The organism is Pseudomonas sp. IT-P395, assembly GCF_949767675.1.
Taxonomy (GTDB): Bacteria; Pseudomonadota; Gammaproteobacteria; order Pseudomonadales; family Pseudomonadaceae; genus Aquipseudomonas.
This window is the reverse complement of sequence record NZ_CATKPW010000011.1, coordinates 135,216-149,786: the sequence shown is the minus strand read 5'-3', so window position 1 is coordinate 149,786 and position 14,571 is coordinate 135,216. Positions and strand designations below refer to the sequence as shown.

General features: G+C 58.7%; 19 protein-coding genes and 1 pseudogene. 11 read left to right on the top strand and 9 right to left on the bottom strand.

Annotated elements, in window-relative coordinates:
- Positions 1-10: 10 nt before the first annotated feature.
- Positions 11-469: a GNAT family N-acetyltransferase gene (locus tag ACM6IN_RS09260; RefSeq protein ID WP_414915832.1), complete on the bottom strand. Its 459-nt coding sequence runs from the start codon at positions 467-469 to the stop codon at positions 11-13.
- A 143-nt stretch (positions 470-612) separates the two neighbouring features.
- Here ACM6IN_RS09260 and ACM6IN_RS09255 point away from each other — a divergent pair, with 143 nt between their 5' ends.
- Positions 613-1,257 (top strand): TetR/AcrR family transcriptional regulator, encoded by a 645-nt coding sequence (locus ACM6IN_RS09255; RefSeq protein WP_414915831.1) that lies wholly within the window; start codon positions 613-615, stop codon positions 1,255-1,257.
- Positions 1,258-1,279: 22 nt separating this feature from the next.
- On the opposite strand, the gene ACM6IN_RS09250 is transcribed toward ACM6IN_RS09255, so the two are convergent.
- From ACM6IN_RS09250 to ggt, 3 genes are all read right to left on the bottom strand, one after another.
- On the bottom strand, positions 1,280-2,293 hold the full coding sequence (locus ACM6IN_RS09250; protein ID WP_095113672.1) for a lysozyme inhibitor LprI family protein: 1,014 nt from the start codon (positions 2,291-2,293) through the stop codon (positions 1,280-1,282).
- A gap of 196 nt (positions 2,294-2,489) precedes the next feature.
- Positions 2,490-3,023, bottom strand: a complete 534-nt coding sequence (locus ACM6IN_RS09245; protein ID WP_007908113.1) for a cysteine hydrolase family protein — start codon at positions 3,021-3,023, stop codon at positions 2,490-2,492.
- 67 nt (positions 3,024-3,090) lie between these two features.
- Positions 3,091-4,818, bottom strand: coding sequence for a gamma-glutamyltransferase (gene ggt, locus ACM6IN_RS09240; protein ID WP_007908112.1), 1,728 nt, complete (start codon positions 4,816-4,818; stop codon positions 3,091-3,093).
- Between the two features lie 155 nt (positions 4,819-4,973).
- Here ggt and ACM6IN_RS09235 point away from each other — a divergent pair, with 155 nt between their 5' ends.
- Positions 4,974-5,489: a methylated-DNA--[protein]-cysteine S-methyltransferase gene (locus ACM6IN_RS09235; RefSeq protein ID WP_414915830.1), complete on the top strand. Its 516-nt coding sequence runs from the start codon at positions 4,974-4,976 to the stop codon at positions 5,487-5,489.
- 94 nt (positions 5,490-5,583) lie between these two features.
- Here the strand turns inward: ACM6IN_RS09235 and ACM6IN_RS09230 are convergent, their stop codons facing one another.
- From ACM6IN_RS09230 to ACM6IN_RS09215, 4 genes and pseudogenes are all read right to left on the bottom strand, one after another.
- Positions 5,584-6,174 carry an NUDIX domain-containing protein gene (locus ACM6IN_RS09230; protein ID WP_007908109.1) on the bottom strand — a complete coding sequence of 197 codons (591 nt, stop codon included), beginning with the start codon at positions 6,172-6,174 and terminating at the stop codon, positions 5,584-5,586.
- A gap of 151 nt (positions 6,175-6,325) precedes the next feature.
- Positions 6,326-7,327 (bottom strand): annotated as a pseudogene (locus ACM6IN_RS09225) (chitinase); the annotation flags it as partial.
- Between the two features lie 43 nt (positions 7,328-7,370).
- Positions 7,371-8,000: a lytic polysaccharide monooxygenase auxiliary activity family 9 protein gene (locus tag ACM6IN_RS09220; protein ID WP_095113674.1), complete on the bottom strand. Its 630-nt coding sequence runs from the start codon at positions 7,998-8,000 to the stop codon at positions 7,371-7,373.
- Positions 8,001-8,221: 221 nt separating this feature from the next.
- Positions 8,222-8,659: a hemerythrin domain-containing protein gene (locus ACM6IN_RS09215; RefSeq protein WP_007908104.1), complete on the bottom strand. Its 438-nt coding sequence runs from the start codon at positions 8,657-8,659 to the stop codon at positions 8,222-8,224.
- A gap of 148 nt (positions 8,660-8,807) precedes the next feature.
- On the opposite strand from ACM6IN_RS09215, the gene ACM6IN_RS09210 reads away from it, so the two are divergent.
- Positions 8,808-9,233 carry a GNAT family N-acetyltransferase gene (locus tag ACM6IN_RS09210; RefSeq protein WP_007908103.1) on the top strand — a complete coding sequence of 142 codons (426 nt, stop codon included), beginning with the start codon at positions 8,808-8,810 and terminating at the stop codon, positions 9,231-9,233.
- A gap of 96 nt (positions 9,234-9,329) precedes the next feature.
- Here ACM6IN_RS09210 and ACM6IN_RS09205 read toward each other — a convergent pair whose 3' ends face one another.
- Positions 9,330-9,680 (bottom strand): hypothetical protein, encoded by a 351-nt coding sequence (locus ACM6IN_RS09205; protein ID WP_095113675.1) that lies wholly within the window; start codon positions 9,678-9,680, stop codon positions 9,330-9,332.
- Between the two features lie 134 nt (positions 9,681-9,814).
- Here ACM6IN_RS09205 and ACM6IN_RS09200 point away from each other — a divergent pair, with 134 nt between their 5' ends.
- The 8 genes from ACM6IN_RS09200 to ACM6IN_RS09165 all read left to right on the top strand — a co-directional run bounded on the left by ACM6IN_RS09200 (position 9,815) and on the right by ACM6IN_RS09165 (position 14,541).
- Positions 9,815-10,144 (top strand): DUF6388 family protein, encoded by a 330-nt coding sequence (locus ACM6IN_RS09200; RefSeq protein ID WP_007908101.1) that lies wholly within the window; start codon positions 9,815-9,817, stop codon positions 10,142-10,144.
- Between the two features lie 25 nt (positions 10,145-10,169).
- Complete coding sequence (locus tag ACM6IN_RS09195) at positions 10,170-10,874, top strand: YoaK family protein (RefSeq protein ID WP_038369677.1); 705 nt, start codon at positions 10,170-10,172, stop codon at positions 10,872-10,874.
- Between the two features lie 200 nt (positions 10,875-11,074).
- Positions 11,075-11,467 (top strand): sulfurtransferase complex subunit TusD, encoded by a 393-nt coding sequence (gene tusD, locus ACM6IN_RS09190; protein WP_007908093.1) that lies wholly within the window; start codon positions 11,075-11,077, stop codon positions 11,465-11,467.
- Between the two features lies 1 nt (position 11,468).
- Entirely contained in the window at positions 11,469-11,825 is a 357-nt protein-coding gene (gene tusC / locus ACM6IN_RS09185) for a sulfurtransferase complex subunit TusC (protein ID WP_414915829.1), read from the top strand.
- Entirely contained in the window at positions 11,825-12,118 is a 294-nt protein-coding gene (tusB, locus tag ACM6IN_RS09180; protein ID WP_007908088.1) for a sulfurtransferase complex subunit TusB, read from the top strand. Before tusC ends, tusB begins: the two co-directional genes overlap by 1 nt.
- A complete protein-coding gene (locus ACM6IN_RS09175; RefSeq protein WP_007908084.1) occupies positions 12,115-12,450 on the top strand; it encodes a TusE/DsrC/DsvC family sulfur relay protein in 336 nt (111 codons plus the stop codon). The genes tusB and ACM6IN_RS09175 overlap by 4 nt, the downstream gene beginning before the upstream one ends.
- Positions 12,447-13,448: a glycosyl transferase family protein gene (locus tag ACM6IN_RS09170; protein ID WP_414915828.1), complete on the top strand. Its 1,002-nt coding sequence runs from the start codon at positions 12,447-12,449 to the stop codon at positions 13,446-13,448. The genes ACM6IN_RS09175 and ACM6IN_RS09170 overlap by 4 nt, the downstream gene beginning before the upstream one ends.
- Before the next feature lie 91 nt (positions 13,449-13,539).
- Entirely contained in the window at positions 13,540-14,541 is a 1,002-nt protein-coding gene (locus ACM6IN_RS09165; RefSeq protein WP_007908082.1) for a glutathione S-transferase family protein, read from the top strand.
- The last annotated feature ends 30 nt before the right edge of the window (positions 14,542-14,571 follow it).

The window sequence follows — 14,571 nt, the reverse complement described above, 5'->3', positions numbered from 1 at the left end:
AAAAATTTGCTCAGCCCTGCCGCAAGTCGAGGATGTAGGTGTAATAACCGCTGTCGCGCACGTAGCCGAGGGATTCGTACAAATCTTGCGCCATAAGGTTGTTGGTGGCGGTTTCCAGCACCAGCCCCTTGGCACCGCTCGCCAAGGCAAAGTCACGCGCCGTGTTCATCAGCAATCGACCCACCCCGCGTCCACGGACAGCGGGTGCGGTGAACAAGTCGCTGAGCAGCCAGGTGCGGTGGGCATCGATGGACGAGAACGTCGGGTACAACTGCACGAATCCCAGCGCCTCGCCGTGTTCATCCTGCGCGAGAAATATCGCCGATTCGCTGGCAGCCATGCGTTCAGCGATGAAGGCCCGCGATTGCAAAAGGTTCGATGGTTGCTGGTAAAAGCCTCGATAAGCGTCGAACAACGGCGCCACCGCATCCAGGTGTGTGACGTCGGCCCGCAGTACCTGAAGAGTCATGTCCCCGCTCCGTTTCCAAGCAATGATCGAAACAGCATAGCGCCGTCCCTCGAGTGTGCTGGCCTCATCGCTATATAGTTTTGTATATTGCGAGACCGAAATCGCCAGAATCTATCCATGCCGTCCAGCCAACCTGTATTGCCATGAGTGCCATCCGCGTCCGCAACGAGCAGTTGATCCTCGCCGCTGCCCGCGAAGAGTTCGCCGCCAACGGCTTCGACGCCACCCAGACTCGCGATATTGCGGCGCGTGCCGGGGTGCCCAAGGCCAATCTGTATTATTACTTTCAGACCAAGGAAAACCTCTACTGCAAAGTACTGCTGGGGTTTGTCGAGCCGCTGTTGGAAGCTTCAGCGGCGCTGCGTGAAAGTGATGACCCGCTGACGGGGCTGCGTGCTTACGTTGCCGCGCGGATTCGTATTGCTCGCGAGCATCCGGCGATTGCCAAGGTATTCAGTGGCGAGTTGCTGCTGGGCGGTCGACAGTTGCCGGCTGAGTGCCGCGATCTGTTGCAGGCCGAAGCGCGGCGTAATGTTGAATGCCTGCGCAGCTGGATCGATCGCGGCTTGCTGGCGCCGGTGGATCCTGAGCATCTGATGCTGTTCATCTGGTCGGCAACGCGCACGTACACCAACATTGGCTGGCAGATGGGGCGGATCATGGGGCGCGAAGTGCCGCAGGATGAGGATTATCAAACGGCGGCGCAGACGATTACGCGGATGGTGCTGGAGGGTGTCGTGGTGACGCCGCGGGTGGGCGGGATTCGTGGGGTTTTGTTTGCGACGTGAGCGGATGGGCTACCCCCGCAGATCAGGGCATGAAGTCTACGGGCAGCTCCAGATGAGCTTTCATGCGCTCATTCCAGTCGTGCAAGGCATCGGGTAGAACTTTTTTCCATTTCGCCACGTTGGTGTAGTAGCGCAGACGCGAATGGCCGGAACTGTCGTAGGTCACCAACAACACCCAGAAATGGCCATCGGATGAGCGCATCACGATGCCGGTGCCACCCAGACCGCGCATCCACATCTCCCAGACCTGACTGCCCGGCACATCGGTGCCTGGCTCACCCGTCATCAGGGAGCCGGACTTTTCCACCAGTGTCTGATAATCACCTTTGAGCAAGGTGTGCAGTGCCTGGTTCTCTTCCGGTGTTTGTGCAAGGCCCAGGCTGAGCATGTCGTAATCCAGTGTCAGCGGGTGCTCCGAGGCGACAAAACGGCCGGTGTAGTAGACGCCCAATCCGGCACTGCAATACCCGCCTTCCCCTGCAAGCGAAATATCCAGCACACCGTTGATGGGAGTGAACAACAGGGTGCACTCATCTTCCGAGTAAACGGCTTTACCGTCGTTGAGTGTGGCAACGCCATCCAGATCACCGGAGTTGGCACCCTCAGCCGCCGTGATGTCGATGCTGATGTGCGTGGCATCGCGGCGCTGGGTTATCACCGTTGCCGAGGTTGAAGTCCCCGGCGGTATGAGTTGCCAGGTTGCGTCCCAACTGAACGGCTGGGTAGCGTGTTCGAGCTCGCTCAGCCGCATCAAATACTCGCGGCGCAAACAGGCCGTCTGATCGCCGCAGGCGTTGCGACTTTTCAGCCACTGCCGCTGGTCAGCCTTGAGGGCTTTGGCATCGGGGACACTGGCCAATGTCGAATGCCAGAGCTTGCCCAGCTTCTCGTCGAGCAGCGAAATCTGCGGGTCGCCACAAACGGCTTTTTCGGTTTTGTTGTTGGCCGTGGAGCAATCGAAACTGCTGGCGTGGGTAACAGAGGCAAACGCAAGGGACGTCAGCAGCAAGGCATAACGCAGGGAGATCGCGAACATCGAGAGATTCCATTCTTCGGACGGCGCGCAGTATGCCAGTGCTGCCAGCGGAAATCCCTGATGTACATAGCAATCAGGGTTTCGCAATCACTGTAGGAGTGAGCCTGCTCGCGATAGCGTTCTGTCAGACGATGCTGCATCAAATGCCACACCGCTATCGCGAGCAGGCTCACTCCTACAGGTTTGGTGTGGGTAGTCAGAACCTGATGTCGGCGGCGGGTTTGACGTCGATGCGCGCCACGGAGCCGGTCAGGTGCGCCAGATCCTTGTTGTGCTCGGTGATGATGTCTTCGGCGCTCATGTTGCCGTTGTCGACGGTGGAATGCGCGTCGGCGGCGAGCACCACGTCATAACCCAGTTGATGGGCCTGGCGCACGGTGGCATTGACGCAGTAATCGGTTTGCAGACCGCAGATGAGCAGTTTTTCGAAATCTTCGCTCGGCAACAGTTTGCGCAAGTCAGTCTGGTAGAACGAATCCGGGGTGGTCTTGCGTACGCGCAAGTCTTTCGGCGATGTATCAAGCCCTTCGGCCAGTTGCCAGCCTTCGGCACCATGGGCCAACGGGCTGTCCTTTTCTTCATGCTGGATCAGCACCACTGGCACACCTGCCTTGCGCGCGCGGGCGCTGAGGCCGTTGATGGTGTCGATTACACGGTGAATGTCATGGCACTGGTATTCGCCCGAGCAGAGGGCGCGCTGGACGTCGATGATCAGCAATGCGGTGGTCATGATGAGCCTTCCTTGATCAGTCCTTGAGACGGGGGCGGATGTGAGCCCGCCCCCTTTTTTACGCTTCTTAGTAACCCAGTGACAAGCCAGTGTTGCGGCGTGGATCGTTGGCGCCGTAGAAACGGTTTTTCCCGACGGGTTTACCCCCCAGCGACGGTGCGCCGACCAGAATCGCGGCAATGTGATTGGCGTCCTGCGGCCCGGCGAATTTGTGGCCCCAGCTTTCGAGGAGCTTCTTCGTGTCGGGGCTGGCGGCGAAGTCTTCGAGGTTGGTTTCTTCCGGCATCCACTGCTGGTGGAAGCGTGGCGCGTCGACCGCCTCCTGCAAGCCCATGCCGTAGTCGATGACATTGAGCATGGTCAGCAACGTCGCGGTGATGATGCGGCTCCCGCCCGGCGTGCCGACCACCATCACCACTTTGCCGTCCTTGGTGACAATGGTCGGGCTCATCGATGACAGCGGTGCCTTGCCCGGGGCAATCGCATTGGCTTCACCCTGCACCAGACCGTACATGTTCGGCACGCCGACCTTGGAGGTGAAGTCGTCCATTTCATCGTTGAGGATCACCCCGGTCTTGCTTGCCATCACGCCGGCGCCGAACCAATCGTTGAGGGTGTAGGTGACCGACACCGCATTGCCCCACTTGTCGACGATCGAATAGTGGGTAGTGTTACTGCCTTCATGAGGCGCTACACCAGGCTTGAGCTCAGCCGACACGCCGGCCTTTTGCGGCTGGATGGCATCGCGCAGTTTGGTCGCGTAGTTCTTGTCCAGCAGGTGCTCGATCGGATTTTTGACGAAATCCGGATCGCCGAGATAGCTGTTGCGATCGACATACGCGTGACGCATCGCTTCGATCTGGTAGTGCATACCCTGAGCGGAATGGAAGCCCAGGTCCTTCATCGGATAGCCTTCGAGGATGTTCATGATCTGGCAGATCACCACCCCGCCAGAGCTTGGCGGCGGCGCCGAGACCACGTGGTAACCACGGTAATCACACTCCACCGGTGCCAGTTCGCGGGTCTTGTATTTGTCGAGGTCAGCTTGAGTGATGATGCCTTTGTTGGCCTGACTGGAAGTGACAATGGCATCGGCTACCCAGCCTTTATAGAAGCCGTCGGCGCCTTTCTCGGAAATGGTCCGCAGGGTCTTGCCGAGGTCCTTTTGCACCAGTTTCTGCCCGACCTGCATCGGCTCGCCTTTGCTGAGGAAGATCGAGCCGGAATCGCGCATGTCCTTCTTGAACACGTCGGTGGCGTACTCCAGCAGCTCGACGTCACCCTGCTCCAGTTCGAAACCGTCTTCCGCCAGTTTGATCGCCGGTGCGATCATTTCCTTGCGTGGCTTGGTCCCGTATTTGCTCAGCGCCAGTTCCATGCCGGACACCGTGCCCGGTACGCCCACCGCCAAATGTCCACGGGTGCTGAGATCGGGAATTACGTTGCCTTCCTTGTCGAGGTACATGTTGGCGGTGGCCGCCAGCGGGGCTTTTTCGCGGAAATCGAGGAAGGTCTTACGCCCGTCCGCCAGTTGAATGGTCATGAAGCCGCCTCCACCGAGGTTGCCCGCTGCGGGGTAAACCACCGCCAGCGCGTAACCCACGGCGACCGCCGCGTCGACGGCATTGCCGCCACTTTTCAGTACGTCGACGCCGACATGGGTGGCCAGATGTTGCGCGGTGACCACCATGCCGTTTTCGGCGGCAACCGGAGCGACTGACGCCGCGTGAGCCATGAGACAGCTGAGTGCCAGTGAGGTCGCTATCAGCGACTTGGCCAAAGGTTCGTACTTCATGAGTCGATCTCTTTTTTGTTGTTTTCAGGGTCTGTGCAAAACAGAGGGGGAACGCTGCAAGAGCACCAAGCAGTATGGTCGGCTTTGCGTATTGCGCCTCCCCGATCAGGCAGTATGCTGGGCGCTGTTGCCGCCCTGATCCGGAGTCTGCCGTCATGCCTTACACGTTCATCACCCTGCCCTCGCCCGTCGGCGAGCTGAAGCTGGTCGCGAACGGTTCACGACTGGCGGCCATCCTCTGGGAAAACGACAAACCGAACCGTGTGCGCCTCGGCCCGATGAGTGAGGCACCCAACAATCCGATCCTGATTCGAACGGCTCGACAACTTGAAGAATATTTTTCCGGGACGCGTGACTGTTTTGATCTGGAACTGGATTTCGCTGGCACCGACTTTCAGAAAAAGGTCTGGGCGGCGCTGCTGACCATTCCATTCGGCGAGACGCGGACCTACAGCCAGATTGCCGAACAGATAGGCAATCCCAGCGCCGTGCGGGCAGTGGGCGCAGCGAACGGACGCAACCCGATCTCCATTGTCGCGCCGTGTCATCGAGTGATCGGCGCGTCGGGGAAGCTCACCGGGTTTGCCGGTGGGCTAGAGGCGAAAGAGCGCCTGCTGACACTTGAAGGTGGCGACTGGTCGCAGATTGGCAAAACCGGGGATTTGTTTTAGTCAGTCAATACAGATCAAGAGATCGCAGCCTTCGGCAGCTCCTACCTGGAATGCGTTTTCCTGTAGGAGCTGCCGAAGGCTGCGATCTTTTGATTTATTGGGCAAAAAGGTTATTCATCGCCGCATATTGCAACAGCATGATGGTCTTGGCGTCGCAGATCTCGCCGCGCTGAAACGCCGCCAACGCGTCGTCGAATCGCCACTCCAGCACTTCCAGTTCTTCGGTCTCCTCTTCCAGACCACCACCGTCGCTAACCTTCGATGCGGCGTCGTATTCGGCAATGAAAAAATGCAGTTTCTCGGTCACCGAGCCAGGGCTCATGTAAGCCTCGAACACCTTCTTCACATCGTGCACGCGATACCCGGTTTCCTCTTCGGCTTCATCGCGAATCCGTTGCTCCGGCGATGCACCTTCGAGCAACCCGGCCGCCACCTCGATCAACAAACCATCGTGGCCATTGACGAATACCGGCAAACGAAACTGCCGGGTCAGCACCACCGTGCGCTGCTCGCGGTTGAACAACAGAATCGCTGCACCGTTACCACGGTCGTAGACCTCACGGGTCTGACGCTGCCACTCGCCATTGTTGCGGTGATAGTCGAAGGTGATTTTCTTCAGTAGATACCAGTCATGGGACAACACTTGAGTGTCGACAATGTTGACCCGCTCGGCTGTGTTGGACATGACGCCTGATCCTGTTCCTGAGTAAGTCGCCATGGTCGAATAATTGCGCAAACAAAAAAAGCCCGGCAGCGCTACCGGGCTTCTTCATTTGCAACTAACGAGCGATAAACGATTGCTTATCATCGAAAGCTTGCCCTGCGGCGGGTACCCCGTGAATCAACGGCCCATAACGCCGGCTGAACTCCCAGTTGTATGGCACGCCATCCTTGCTGGTACCGTTATCCCAATTCACCGACCAGGTCATCAGGCCTTTGATCGGTATCCCCTTGATCGCCAGACGCTTGAGGACATTCCCGACCACGGTTTTGTCGATCACATAACCGGTGGCTGCCGCATCGTTATTGGCCGGCAGACCGATGACGAACTTGTCCGCCGGGATCCGCGTGAAGCCACGTGTGCCGGTCACCAGACTTTCGGTCAGGTAGTAAAGGAAATCCTCCTTCAGCGCATCGTTGTTCTGCGCAATCCACGCACCCGCGCCGTTGTTCGCCTCCGGTACCCAAACGCCGTCACCGCCCTGGTTGTAGAACTGTGGGGCGATGAAGTCGTAGTAGCCTTCCAGTGCCTGCAAATAGCTGATGTATTTCCCGGTGCTGGTCAGGTACGGAAACTCCGGAGCCATGCTGATGATGAAGTGCTTGCCCTGGCCTGCATAGTGATCCTTGACCAGTTTCAGTGCGGCCGGCAGAACTGTCTTGTTGGCAGCGAAATCAATCGCGCTCTGTTCAAGATCGATGTCCAGACCGTCGAAGCCGTAGGTTTCCACCAGACGAATGATTTCATTGGCCAGCGGTTGTTCCTGACCGCTGCGCAATTCGATGTGCGCATCGGCGCCGCCGAGGGAAATCAACACGGCCCGTCCCTGGCTGTTGAGTACGCCGACCTGGCGGCGGAACTCGGCATCGGAAACGTTGAACGGTTTGAAGGTCGGAATCCCGCTGCCCTTCATAAAAGCGACCGCAACCACGTTGTACTCCTTGGGCACGTCCTCCAGCGAGAGGCTGGCAAAGCGGCCCTGGCGGTAACCATCGCTCGGGCCTGCGGGCCAGTTGTGCCAGAAGCCCATAAGGACCTTTTTGCCGGCAATGCTCGGCATCAGCGAGGCGGCATCGCTCGCCGCGTTTTGCACTAAAGAGAAATCGATTTTTGACATGTTCTAATCCTTCAGAACGTGTGGGTTTGGCGACGCTGCGCCGTTATTTGAAGTCGACGTCGAAAGCCTGATAGAAGGCGTTGCCGGTGTTGGCGACGATCCACATCAGCACGATCACGTGATGGCCTCTTTTGTTGGCCGGCAGTTTCACCGCGTGATTGACCTTGGCCTTCAACTCATTCGGGTAGCTGTAATAAGGCACCTGAGTGTAGAAGTCCTCGAAGAACGGTTGGGCTTCCAGTTGCGCACGGGTAATACGCTGTTTCGGGTCCCAGCCGTCCTTGGTGATCAGCCAGCGGTAGCCGCGGGTGGTGTGCGGTGCGGTGTATTCCCACTTGATTTCGAGGGTTTGTCCCGGGGTGACATTGAGCAGCGGCCAAGTGAACGGACGAGCGAGTTTCTTGCTCATTTCGTCATTGGTGAAGTTCACACAGTCGCGGGCATCGGTCTTGCCGCCGCTGAGGATGTAGCCATCGGCCGGTGGCGTGACGCTGTCCGAGTCGCTCTGGTAAGGCGCCGGAAATGGCCCCGCCGCCAGCGCCGGGAAGTTCTTGCCGCCTTCCATTTCGTTGACCTGCCAGGCGCCGAGCAATCCTTGCTCAATCGCTACCGCACCGCGGCTTGCAGGGGAAATGACACGACCGTGTCGCAGTTGGGTTTGTGGTTGATTCATGTTTTTCACTCCGTTGATTTAAGAACTCTCCTTTCCGAGGAGAGGCCTTCAAGCTAACGGAGACGGATTTTTTGTCCATCGGCGGTTTTGTCGCAGTCAGCAGCCTTGAACCGTAAAAACAGCGCAAACACTGGATGCATATACAGTCTTTTGCGACAACGCCCACCAGAGATGACGACAAAAGATTACACGCCAATGCTACAAAGACTGCCATTCAGTGATTACGGCAATTGTTCCTGAAACTCCTTTTCGTATTGCCCGGCGAGTTGTTCTTTCTGTTTTTCGCTGAGCAATTTGCCAGCCATCTGGAAGAACTTCTGTTCCTCTTCCTTCAGGTGATGGTGAACTTTGTCAGAGAGCTTTTTGGCGGTGGCCAGCCAGGCCGGGCTGGACATCTCGGTCTCATCGAGTTCTTCCATCATCTCGTCCATTTCATGATGTTCCGCGATGGCATGGCGGCTCAAATCGACACCGTCATCAAGCTCCATCAACGGAATGTAGAAATGGCGCTCTTCGGCGGTTTCATGGGCCTGGAGTTCTGCCTTGAGCTGTTTGTAGGCTTCGACCCGCTCCGGCGTATCGCCGCTGGTTTCGATCAAGGTCTTGGCGTAAGTACGCTGGCGGTCATGGCTTTCGCGAAGGGCTTCGAAAATATTCATGGGGGTTCCTCATCAACCGCGTGCTGGAATGACGCTGTAAAGCCTAGACCCCGAGGCGAGAGCGGCAGTTCCACCGGGTTGAAGAAGGGCTTGGAAGATAGCCGCGGGGCAGGATAGGCTGCGAATTCAAACAACAAGGAAGTCATGCATGAACTTGCGCATCGAGCTGTCACAAAACCCGACCGAAGAAGAACGCACAGCCATCCTCGCGCCGCTGCGTGCGCACAACGTTGCCAACGCCGGACCGTCGACCTTCGAGCCGATCGCTCTGTTAGTGCGTGATGAACACGACGCGATCCTCGGAGGTTTGTATGCCCACACGTTCTATCGTTGGCTGTTCATTGAGTTACTGGCCGTGCCGGAGCAAGGTCGCGGCAAGGGTATCGGCTCGCAGTTGATGCAGAGGGCGGAAGATCTGGCACGGGAAAAAGACTGCGTTGGCATCTGGCTCGACACCTTCTCCTTCCAGGCACCGGAGTTTTACAAGAAGCTTGGATTTAGCGAATGCGGAGAGATTCTGGATTATCCACTGGGGCATAAGCGGCATTTCTTCCAGAAGCGATTGATCGGTTGAATGTTGCGGCCCCTTCGTCGGAAGGCCATCCGGAGCGAGCCTGCTCCGGGCGGCCTTCCGGCGAAGGCGGGTTGAGCATCACTGCGACAATTGCCCCTACAGGCAGGTCGCCAACGCCGCCAACCGGCGCTTGGCGACAAAGTCATCCTTCTGCGCGTAGTAATTCAACGTCGTGCCCGATGCCTGGGTAATCACGTCGACAAACGACTCTGCCGAACGGGTGTACACCGTCGTCCCGCCGGACTTGCGCGGTTCCAGATACGCCGCCGCATCCACACCGAACACCGCTTCGTCCTGCCAACCAAACTGCACACACTGCGCCACGACTTTTTCAGCCTTGTCCGACGTCAACACCTTGTACGGGGTTTTCGTGCGAGCATCGTCCATCACCGAGCCTGCGCAACCGGCCAGCAATGTCGCGGCCAGCGCTACCATCAGAATTCGCATTGCATTCGCTCATTCAGAAAAAAGCGGACTGTATCATCGCAGCAGCAGGAATCGTTCTGCTTTACTGCATTTATAGCGCGACACGCGCAGGTCGCTGCGGCAACCTAAGCTCATCAGCCTCACAAGGAAAACACATGGCGCCTACCGACCAGCGACATGAACATGCCCTGAAAGTGTTTCTCGACGCGCGTCCCGAACTGCGCGAAACCCTCGATCACCTCAACCCGTTGCTGGCCCAGGCCAAAGGCGAAACTCAAGCGCAGTATCGCGAAGAGCGACTGCATGAAGCGTTTGAGGCTGAAGCGGAAAGTCTCGGGCTGTTTGCCTGGGAGCTCACCTTGCAACTGACCGCTGATTCGTCTGAGGAATACCAGGCGCAGCGTCTGGAAGTGCATCGCGAAGTCGCGGAAATGGCCGGAATGGATTGGCTGGAATATTGCGATCTGTATGGCATAGAGCCGTAACCTCCGCCTAAGGACACCGCCACTCATGCTGCCATCCGCCTCGACTCACCGCGCCAGCCCCGGCCACCTGCACACACAGAAGTGGCGCGGGCGGATTGGTCTGGCGCTGGTGGCCAGCCTCTCGGTACTGGCCGGAATGACCGACGCCATTGGCTTTATGGCCAGCGGCGACTTCGTCTCGTTCATGAGCGGCAACACCACCCGACTCGCCGTGGCGATCAGTGATGGCGATGTCGGGTTGACCGTGCGCCTGGTGATTCTCGTCGCAACGTTCGTTGTCGGTAATGCTTTGGGTGTTGTAGTTGCACGCTTGGGCGGACGCCGGGCGTTGCCTCTGCTGCTGTGTATCGCCACCCTGCTGTGCGCGGCGGCGGCCTGGCCATTCGACACGCAACTGCCAGCGCTGCTGGCGGCGATCATAGCGATGGGCATGCTCAACGCGGCGGTCGAAGAAGTGAATGGCTTGCCGGTCGGGCTGACTTACGTGACAGGCGCGTTGTCGCGGTTCGGCCGTGGATTGGGCCGCTGGATGCTTGGCGAACGGCGCAGCGGCTGGCGGGTGCAGCTGGTGCCCTGGAGCGGAATGTTTATCGGCGCGATTCTGGGCGCAGTGCTGGAGCATCATCTTGGACTCAAGGCGATGTTCGTCAGCGGGTTGCTGGCCGCGATGATCGGGCTGCTCTCCCTGAAAATTCCGCGGCGCTGGCAACTGGGCTACATGCCTCGCTAATCAACGCCCGCCCCGTGCTCCCTGTAGGAGCTGTCGAGTGAAACGAGGCTGCGATCTTTTGATCTTGTTTTTCAAAATCAAAATCAACAGATCGCAGCGTGCCGCAGCTCCTACAGAGATCGTGTTTCCCTGTAAGCGCTGCGATCCTTTGCGGCCTGCAATGCTTTATCATGGCCGCAGTTTTGCTGATCGAGTCCGTCATGAAGTTTGCCATCGCGCTGTTTTCCGCCGCCCATGCGCCCTCCTCGCGCCGCGCCCTGCTGTTTGCGCAGGCTGCGCTGGCCGGCGGGCATGAGATCGTCCGGCTGTTTTTCTATCAGGACGGCGTTTATAACGCCTCGGATGCGCTCGTCACCCCGCAGGACGAACTGGATTTGCCCAAACAATGGCGCAGCTTCATAACCGAGCAGAATCTGGATGGCGTGGTGTGTATCGCCGCCGCCCTGCGTCGCGGTGCGCTCAACGCTGAAGAAGCCAAACGCTATCAACGTGACGCCGTCTCAGTCAGCGCGCCGTGGGAATTGTCCGGCCTCGGTCAGTTGCATGACGCGGTGCAAGACGCCGACCGTTTGATCTGCTTTGGAGGTGCGTGAGATGGCCAAGTCCCTGTTGATCATCAGCCGCGAGTCGCCGTGGTCTGGCCCCGGCGCCCGTGAAGCGCTGGACATCGTGCTGGCCGGTGGCGCCTTCGATCTGCCCGTTGGCTTGCTGTTTCTGGATGATGGCGTGCTGCAACTCGCCGCCGGGCAAAACGCCAAGACCCTGCAACAGAAAGACCTCAGCGCCAACCTGCAGGCGCTGCCGATGTTCGGCGTAGAAGAACTGTTTTACTGCGCCGACAGCGCCAGCACACGCGGTCTCGGCAATCTGTCGCTGGCTGAAGCGCAGCCGCTGGCCGCCGAACAAATCACCGCCCTTATTGACCGTTACGACCAGGTGATCACCCTCTGATGTCGACTTTGCATGTGTTGTCTCATTCCCCGTTCGGCGACGATCGCCTGAGCAGTTGCCTGCGCCTGATCGGCAGCGCTGATGCCCTGCTGCTGTCCGGCGATGCCGTCTATGCATTGCAACCGGGCACAGCGCCATTCACTGATCTGCAAAGCCGCCAGATCAAACTGTGGGTTCTGGCCGAAGATGCACAGGCTCGCGCCATCGAAGTCCCGGACTGGGCCGAAGCGATCGATTACCCGGCCTTCGTCGAACTGTCGATACACCACGACAAGGTCAACAGCTGGCTATGAATTCCATGACCGTCGGCGCCCGCGCCATCGAACTGGACAAGGATGGCTTTCTCGTCGACCTCAGCGACTGGTCGGCTGAGGTCGCCAGCGCCCTCGCCGCTGCCGAAGAGATCGAGTTGACTCCGGAGCACTGGGAAGTCCTCGAGCTGCTGCGCAGCTTCTACGCCGAATTCCAGCTGTCACCGGCCACCCGGCCGTTGATCAAGTACACCGCGTTGAAACTCGGCCCGGACAAAGGCAACAGCCTGCACCTGAACCGACTGTTCAAAGGCACCCCCGCCAAACTCGCCGCGAAACTGGCGGGCCTGCCCAAACCGACGAATTGCTTATGACCGACTTTCCAGCGCTGACCCTCGAAACGCCTGCCGAACATCCGTTCGCTCAATTCGTGCGCATCCTCGGCAAGGGCAAACGCGGCGCCCGCGACCTGACCCGCGAAGAAGCCCGCGAAGCGATGGGCCTGGTGCTCGACGACAAGGTCGAAGACACGCAGCTCGGCGCGTTCCTGATGTTGCTGCGGCACAAGGAAGAAAGCGCCGAGGAGATGGCCGGTTTCACCGAAGCCCTGCGCGAGCGCTTGCAGGCCCCCAAGCTGAACGTCGATCTGGACTGGCCGACCTATGCCGGCAAAAAGCGCCATCTGCCGTGGTACCTGCTGGCAGCCAAGTGTCTGGCACAGAACGGAGTGCGCATCTTTATGCACGGCGGCGGCGCGCACACGGCCGGGCGGCTGTACAGCGAGCAATTGCTCGGCGAATTGAACATCCCGTTGTGCCGGACCTGGCAGCAGGCCGGCACGGCGCTGGACAATGGCGGGCTGGCGTTCATGCCGCTGGTGGACTGGGCGCCACAACTGCAGAAGATGATCGACCTGCGCAACACCCTTGGCCTGCGCTCGCCGATTCATTCGCTGGCGCGGATTCTCAATCCGCTGGGCGCGCGTTGTGGGCTGCAGAGTATTTTCCATCCTGGCTATCAGGCCGTGCATCGCGATGCCAGCGGCTTGCTCGGCGACACGGCGATTGTGGTCAAGGGTGACGGTGGCGAAATCGAGATCAACCCGGATGCCAACAGTCACTTGTACGGCACCACTGGCGGCGAGAGCTGGGACGAGGAATGGCCGCAATTGTCGGCGCAGCGCCACGTCAAACCGGCAACTTTGGACGTTGAACATCTGAAAGCGGTGTGGCGTGGCGACGTGGTCGACAGCTATCCACAAATGGCCCTGATTGCGACCATGGCCCTGGCCTTGCGCGGCCTCGGTCAAAACCGTGAGCAAGCCTTCGCCACCGCCGAGCAATACTGGGCCGCGCGGAACAAATCGATTTAACCGATCATTCACGCCCGATCTTTGCGCTTTTTGTTCGAACTCATCGGAATAGACTCGACTCCAACGATTATTGGTTTACGGAGTCTTGATCATGGGTTTACTCGTCGATGGCCACTGGCAGGACAAGTGGTACGAAAGCAGCAAGGACGGCGCGTTCCAGCGTGAACAGGCCAAACGCCGCAACTGGGTCACCGCCAACGGTGAACCCGGCCCCAGCGGTGAAGGCGGTTTTGCCGCTGAAGCCGGGCGCTATCACCTATACGTTTCCCTCGCTTGTCCATGGGCGCATCGCACGCTAATCCTGCGCAAGCTCAAAGGCCTGGAAAGTCTGATCGACGTCTCGGTGGTCAGTTGGCTGATGCTGGAAAACGGCTGGACCTTCGACACGGCACTCGGCTCGACCGGCGACAAGCTCGATGGCTTCGACTTCATGCACCAGCGCTATACCGCCGACACGGCCGATTACACCGGCCGCGTTACTGTGCCGGTGCTGTGGGACAAGAAGCTCAAACGCATCGTCAGCAACGAATCAGCGGAGATCATCCGCATGTTCAACAGCGCGTTTGATGATCTGACCGGCAATGATCTGGATTTCTACCCGGCGCCGTTGCGCGGTGAAATCGATGCGCTGAACGAGCGGATTTATCCGGCGGTGAACAACGGCGTGTACCGCGCAGGTTTTGCAACGTCGCAACAGGCTTATGAAGAAGCGTTCGATGAGGTGTTTGCCGAACTCGATCACCTTGAAGGCGTTTTAAGCGCAAACCGCTATCTGAGCGGCGAATACCTCACTGAAGCTGACGTGCGCCTGTTCACTACGATCATCCGGTTTGATGCGGTGTATCACGGGCACTTCAAGTGCAATCTTCGGCGCATTGCCGATTATCCGAACCTGTCGAACTGGCTGCGGGAGATGTATCAGTTGCCGGGGATTGCCGAGACGGTGGATTTCCAGCACATCAAGAATCACTACTACGGCAGTCACAAGACGATTAACCCGACGGGGGTTGTGCCGAAGGGGCCGGAGCAGGATTTCACCGTGGCGCATGATCGGGCGCGGTTGGCTGGGAAAGGGGTTTGGTTGAAGGGTTAATAGCAAAAAGCAAAAGATCGCAGCCTTCGG

Excerpts from the sequence above, each read along its gene's own strand:
- ACM6IN_RS09260 (WP_414915832.1), bottom strand. The coding sequence starts at position 469 with ATGACTCTTCAGGTACTGCGGGCCGACGTCACACACCTGGATGCGGTG.
- ACM6IN_RS09255 (WP_414915831.1), top strand. The coding sequence starts at position 613 with ATGAGTGCCATCCGCGTCCGCAACGAGCAGTTGATCCTCGCCGCTGCC.
- ACM6IN_RS09250 (WP_095113672.1), bottom strand. The coding sequence starts at position 2,293 with ATGTTCGCGATCTCCCTGCGTTATGCCTTGCTGCTGACGTCCCTTGCG.
- ACM6IN_RS09245 (WP_007908113.1), bottom strand. The coding sequence starts at position 3,023 with ATGACCACCGCATTGCTGATCATCGACGTCCAGCGCGCCCTCTGCTCG.
- ggt (WP_007908112.1), bottom strand. The coding sequence starts at position 4,818 with ATGAAGTACGAACCTTTGGCCAAGTCGCTGATAGCGACCTCACTGGCA.
- ACM6IN_RS09235 (WP_414915830.1), top strand. The coding sequence starts at position 4,974 with ATGCCTTACACGTTCATCACCCTGCCCTCGCCCGTCGGCGAGCTGAAG.
- ACM6IN_RS09230 (WP_007908109.1), bottom strand. The coding sequence starts at position 6,174 with ATGTCCAACACAGCCGAGCGGGTCAACATTGTCGACACTCAAGTGTTG.
- ACM6IN_RS09220 (WP_095113674.1), bottom strand. The coding sequence starts at position 8,000 with ATGAATCAACCACAAACCCAACTGCGACACGGTCGTGTCATTTCCCCT.
- ACM6IN_RS09215 (WP_007908104.1), bottom strand. The coding sequence starts at position 8,659 with ATGAATATTTTCGAAGCCCTTCGCGAAAGCCATGACCGCCAGCGTACT.
- ACM6IN_RS09210 (WP_007908103.1), top strand. The coding sequence starts at position 8,808 with ATGAACTTGCGCATCGAGCTGTCACAAAACCCGACCGAAGAAGAACGC.
- ACM6IN_RS09205 (WP_095113675.1), bottom strand. The coding sequence starts at position 9,680 with ATGCGAATTCTGATGGTAGCGCTGGCCGCGACATTGCTGGCCGGTTGC.
- ACM6IN_RS09200 (WP_007908101.1), top strand. The coding sequence starts at position 9,815 with ATGGCGCCTACCGACCAGCGACATGAACATGCCCTGAAAGTGTTTCTC.
- ACM6IN_RS09195 (WP_038369677.1), top strand. The coding sequence starts at position 10,170 with ATGCTGCCATCCGCCTCGACTCACCGCGCCAGCCCCGGCCACCTGCAC.
- tusD (WP_007908093.1), top strand. The coding sequence starts at position 11,075 with ATGAAGTTTGCCATCGCGCTGTTTTCCGCCGCCCATGCGCCCTCCTCG.
- tusC (WP_414915829.1), top strand. The coding sequence starts at position 11,469 with ATGGCCAAGTCCCTGTTGATCATCAGCCGCGAGTCGCCGTGGTCTGGC.
- tusB (WP_007908088.1), top strand. The coding sequence starts at position 11,825 with ATGTCGACTTTGCATGTGTTGTCTCATTCCCCGTTCGGCGACGATCGC.
- ACM6IN_RS09175 (WP_007908084.1), top strand. The coding sequence starts at position 12,115 with ATGAATTCCATGACCGTCGGCGCCCGCGCCATCGAACTGGACAAGGAT.
- ACM6IN_RS09170 (WP_414915828.1), top strand. The coding sequence starts at position 12,447 with ATGACCGACTTTCCAGCGCTGACCCTCGAAACGCCTGCCGAACATCCG.
- ACM6IN_RS09165 (WP_007908082.1), top strand. The coding sequence starts at position 13,540 with ATGGGTTTACTCGTCGATGGCCACTGGCAGGACAAGTGGTACGAAAGC.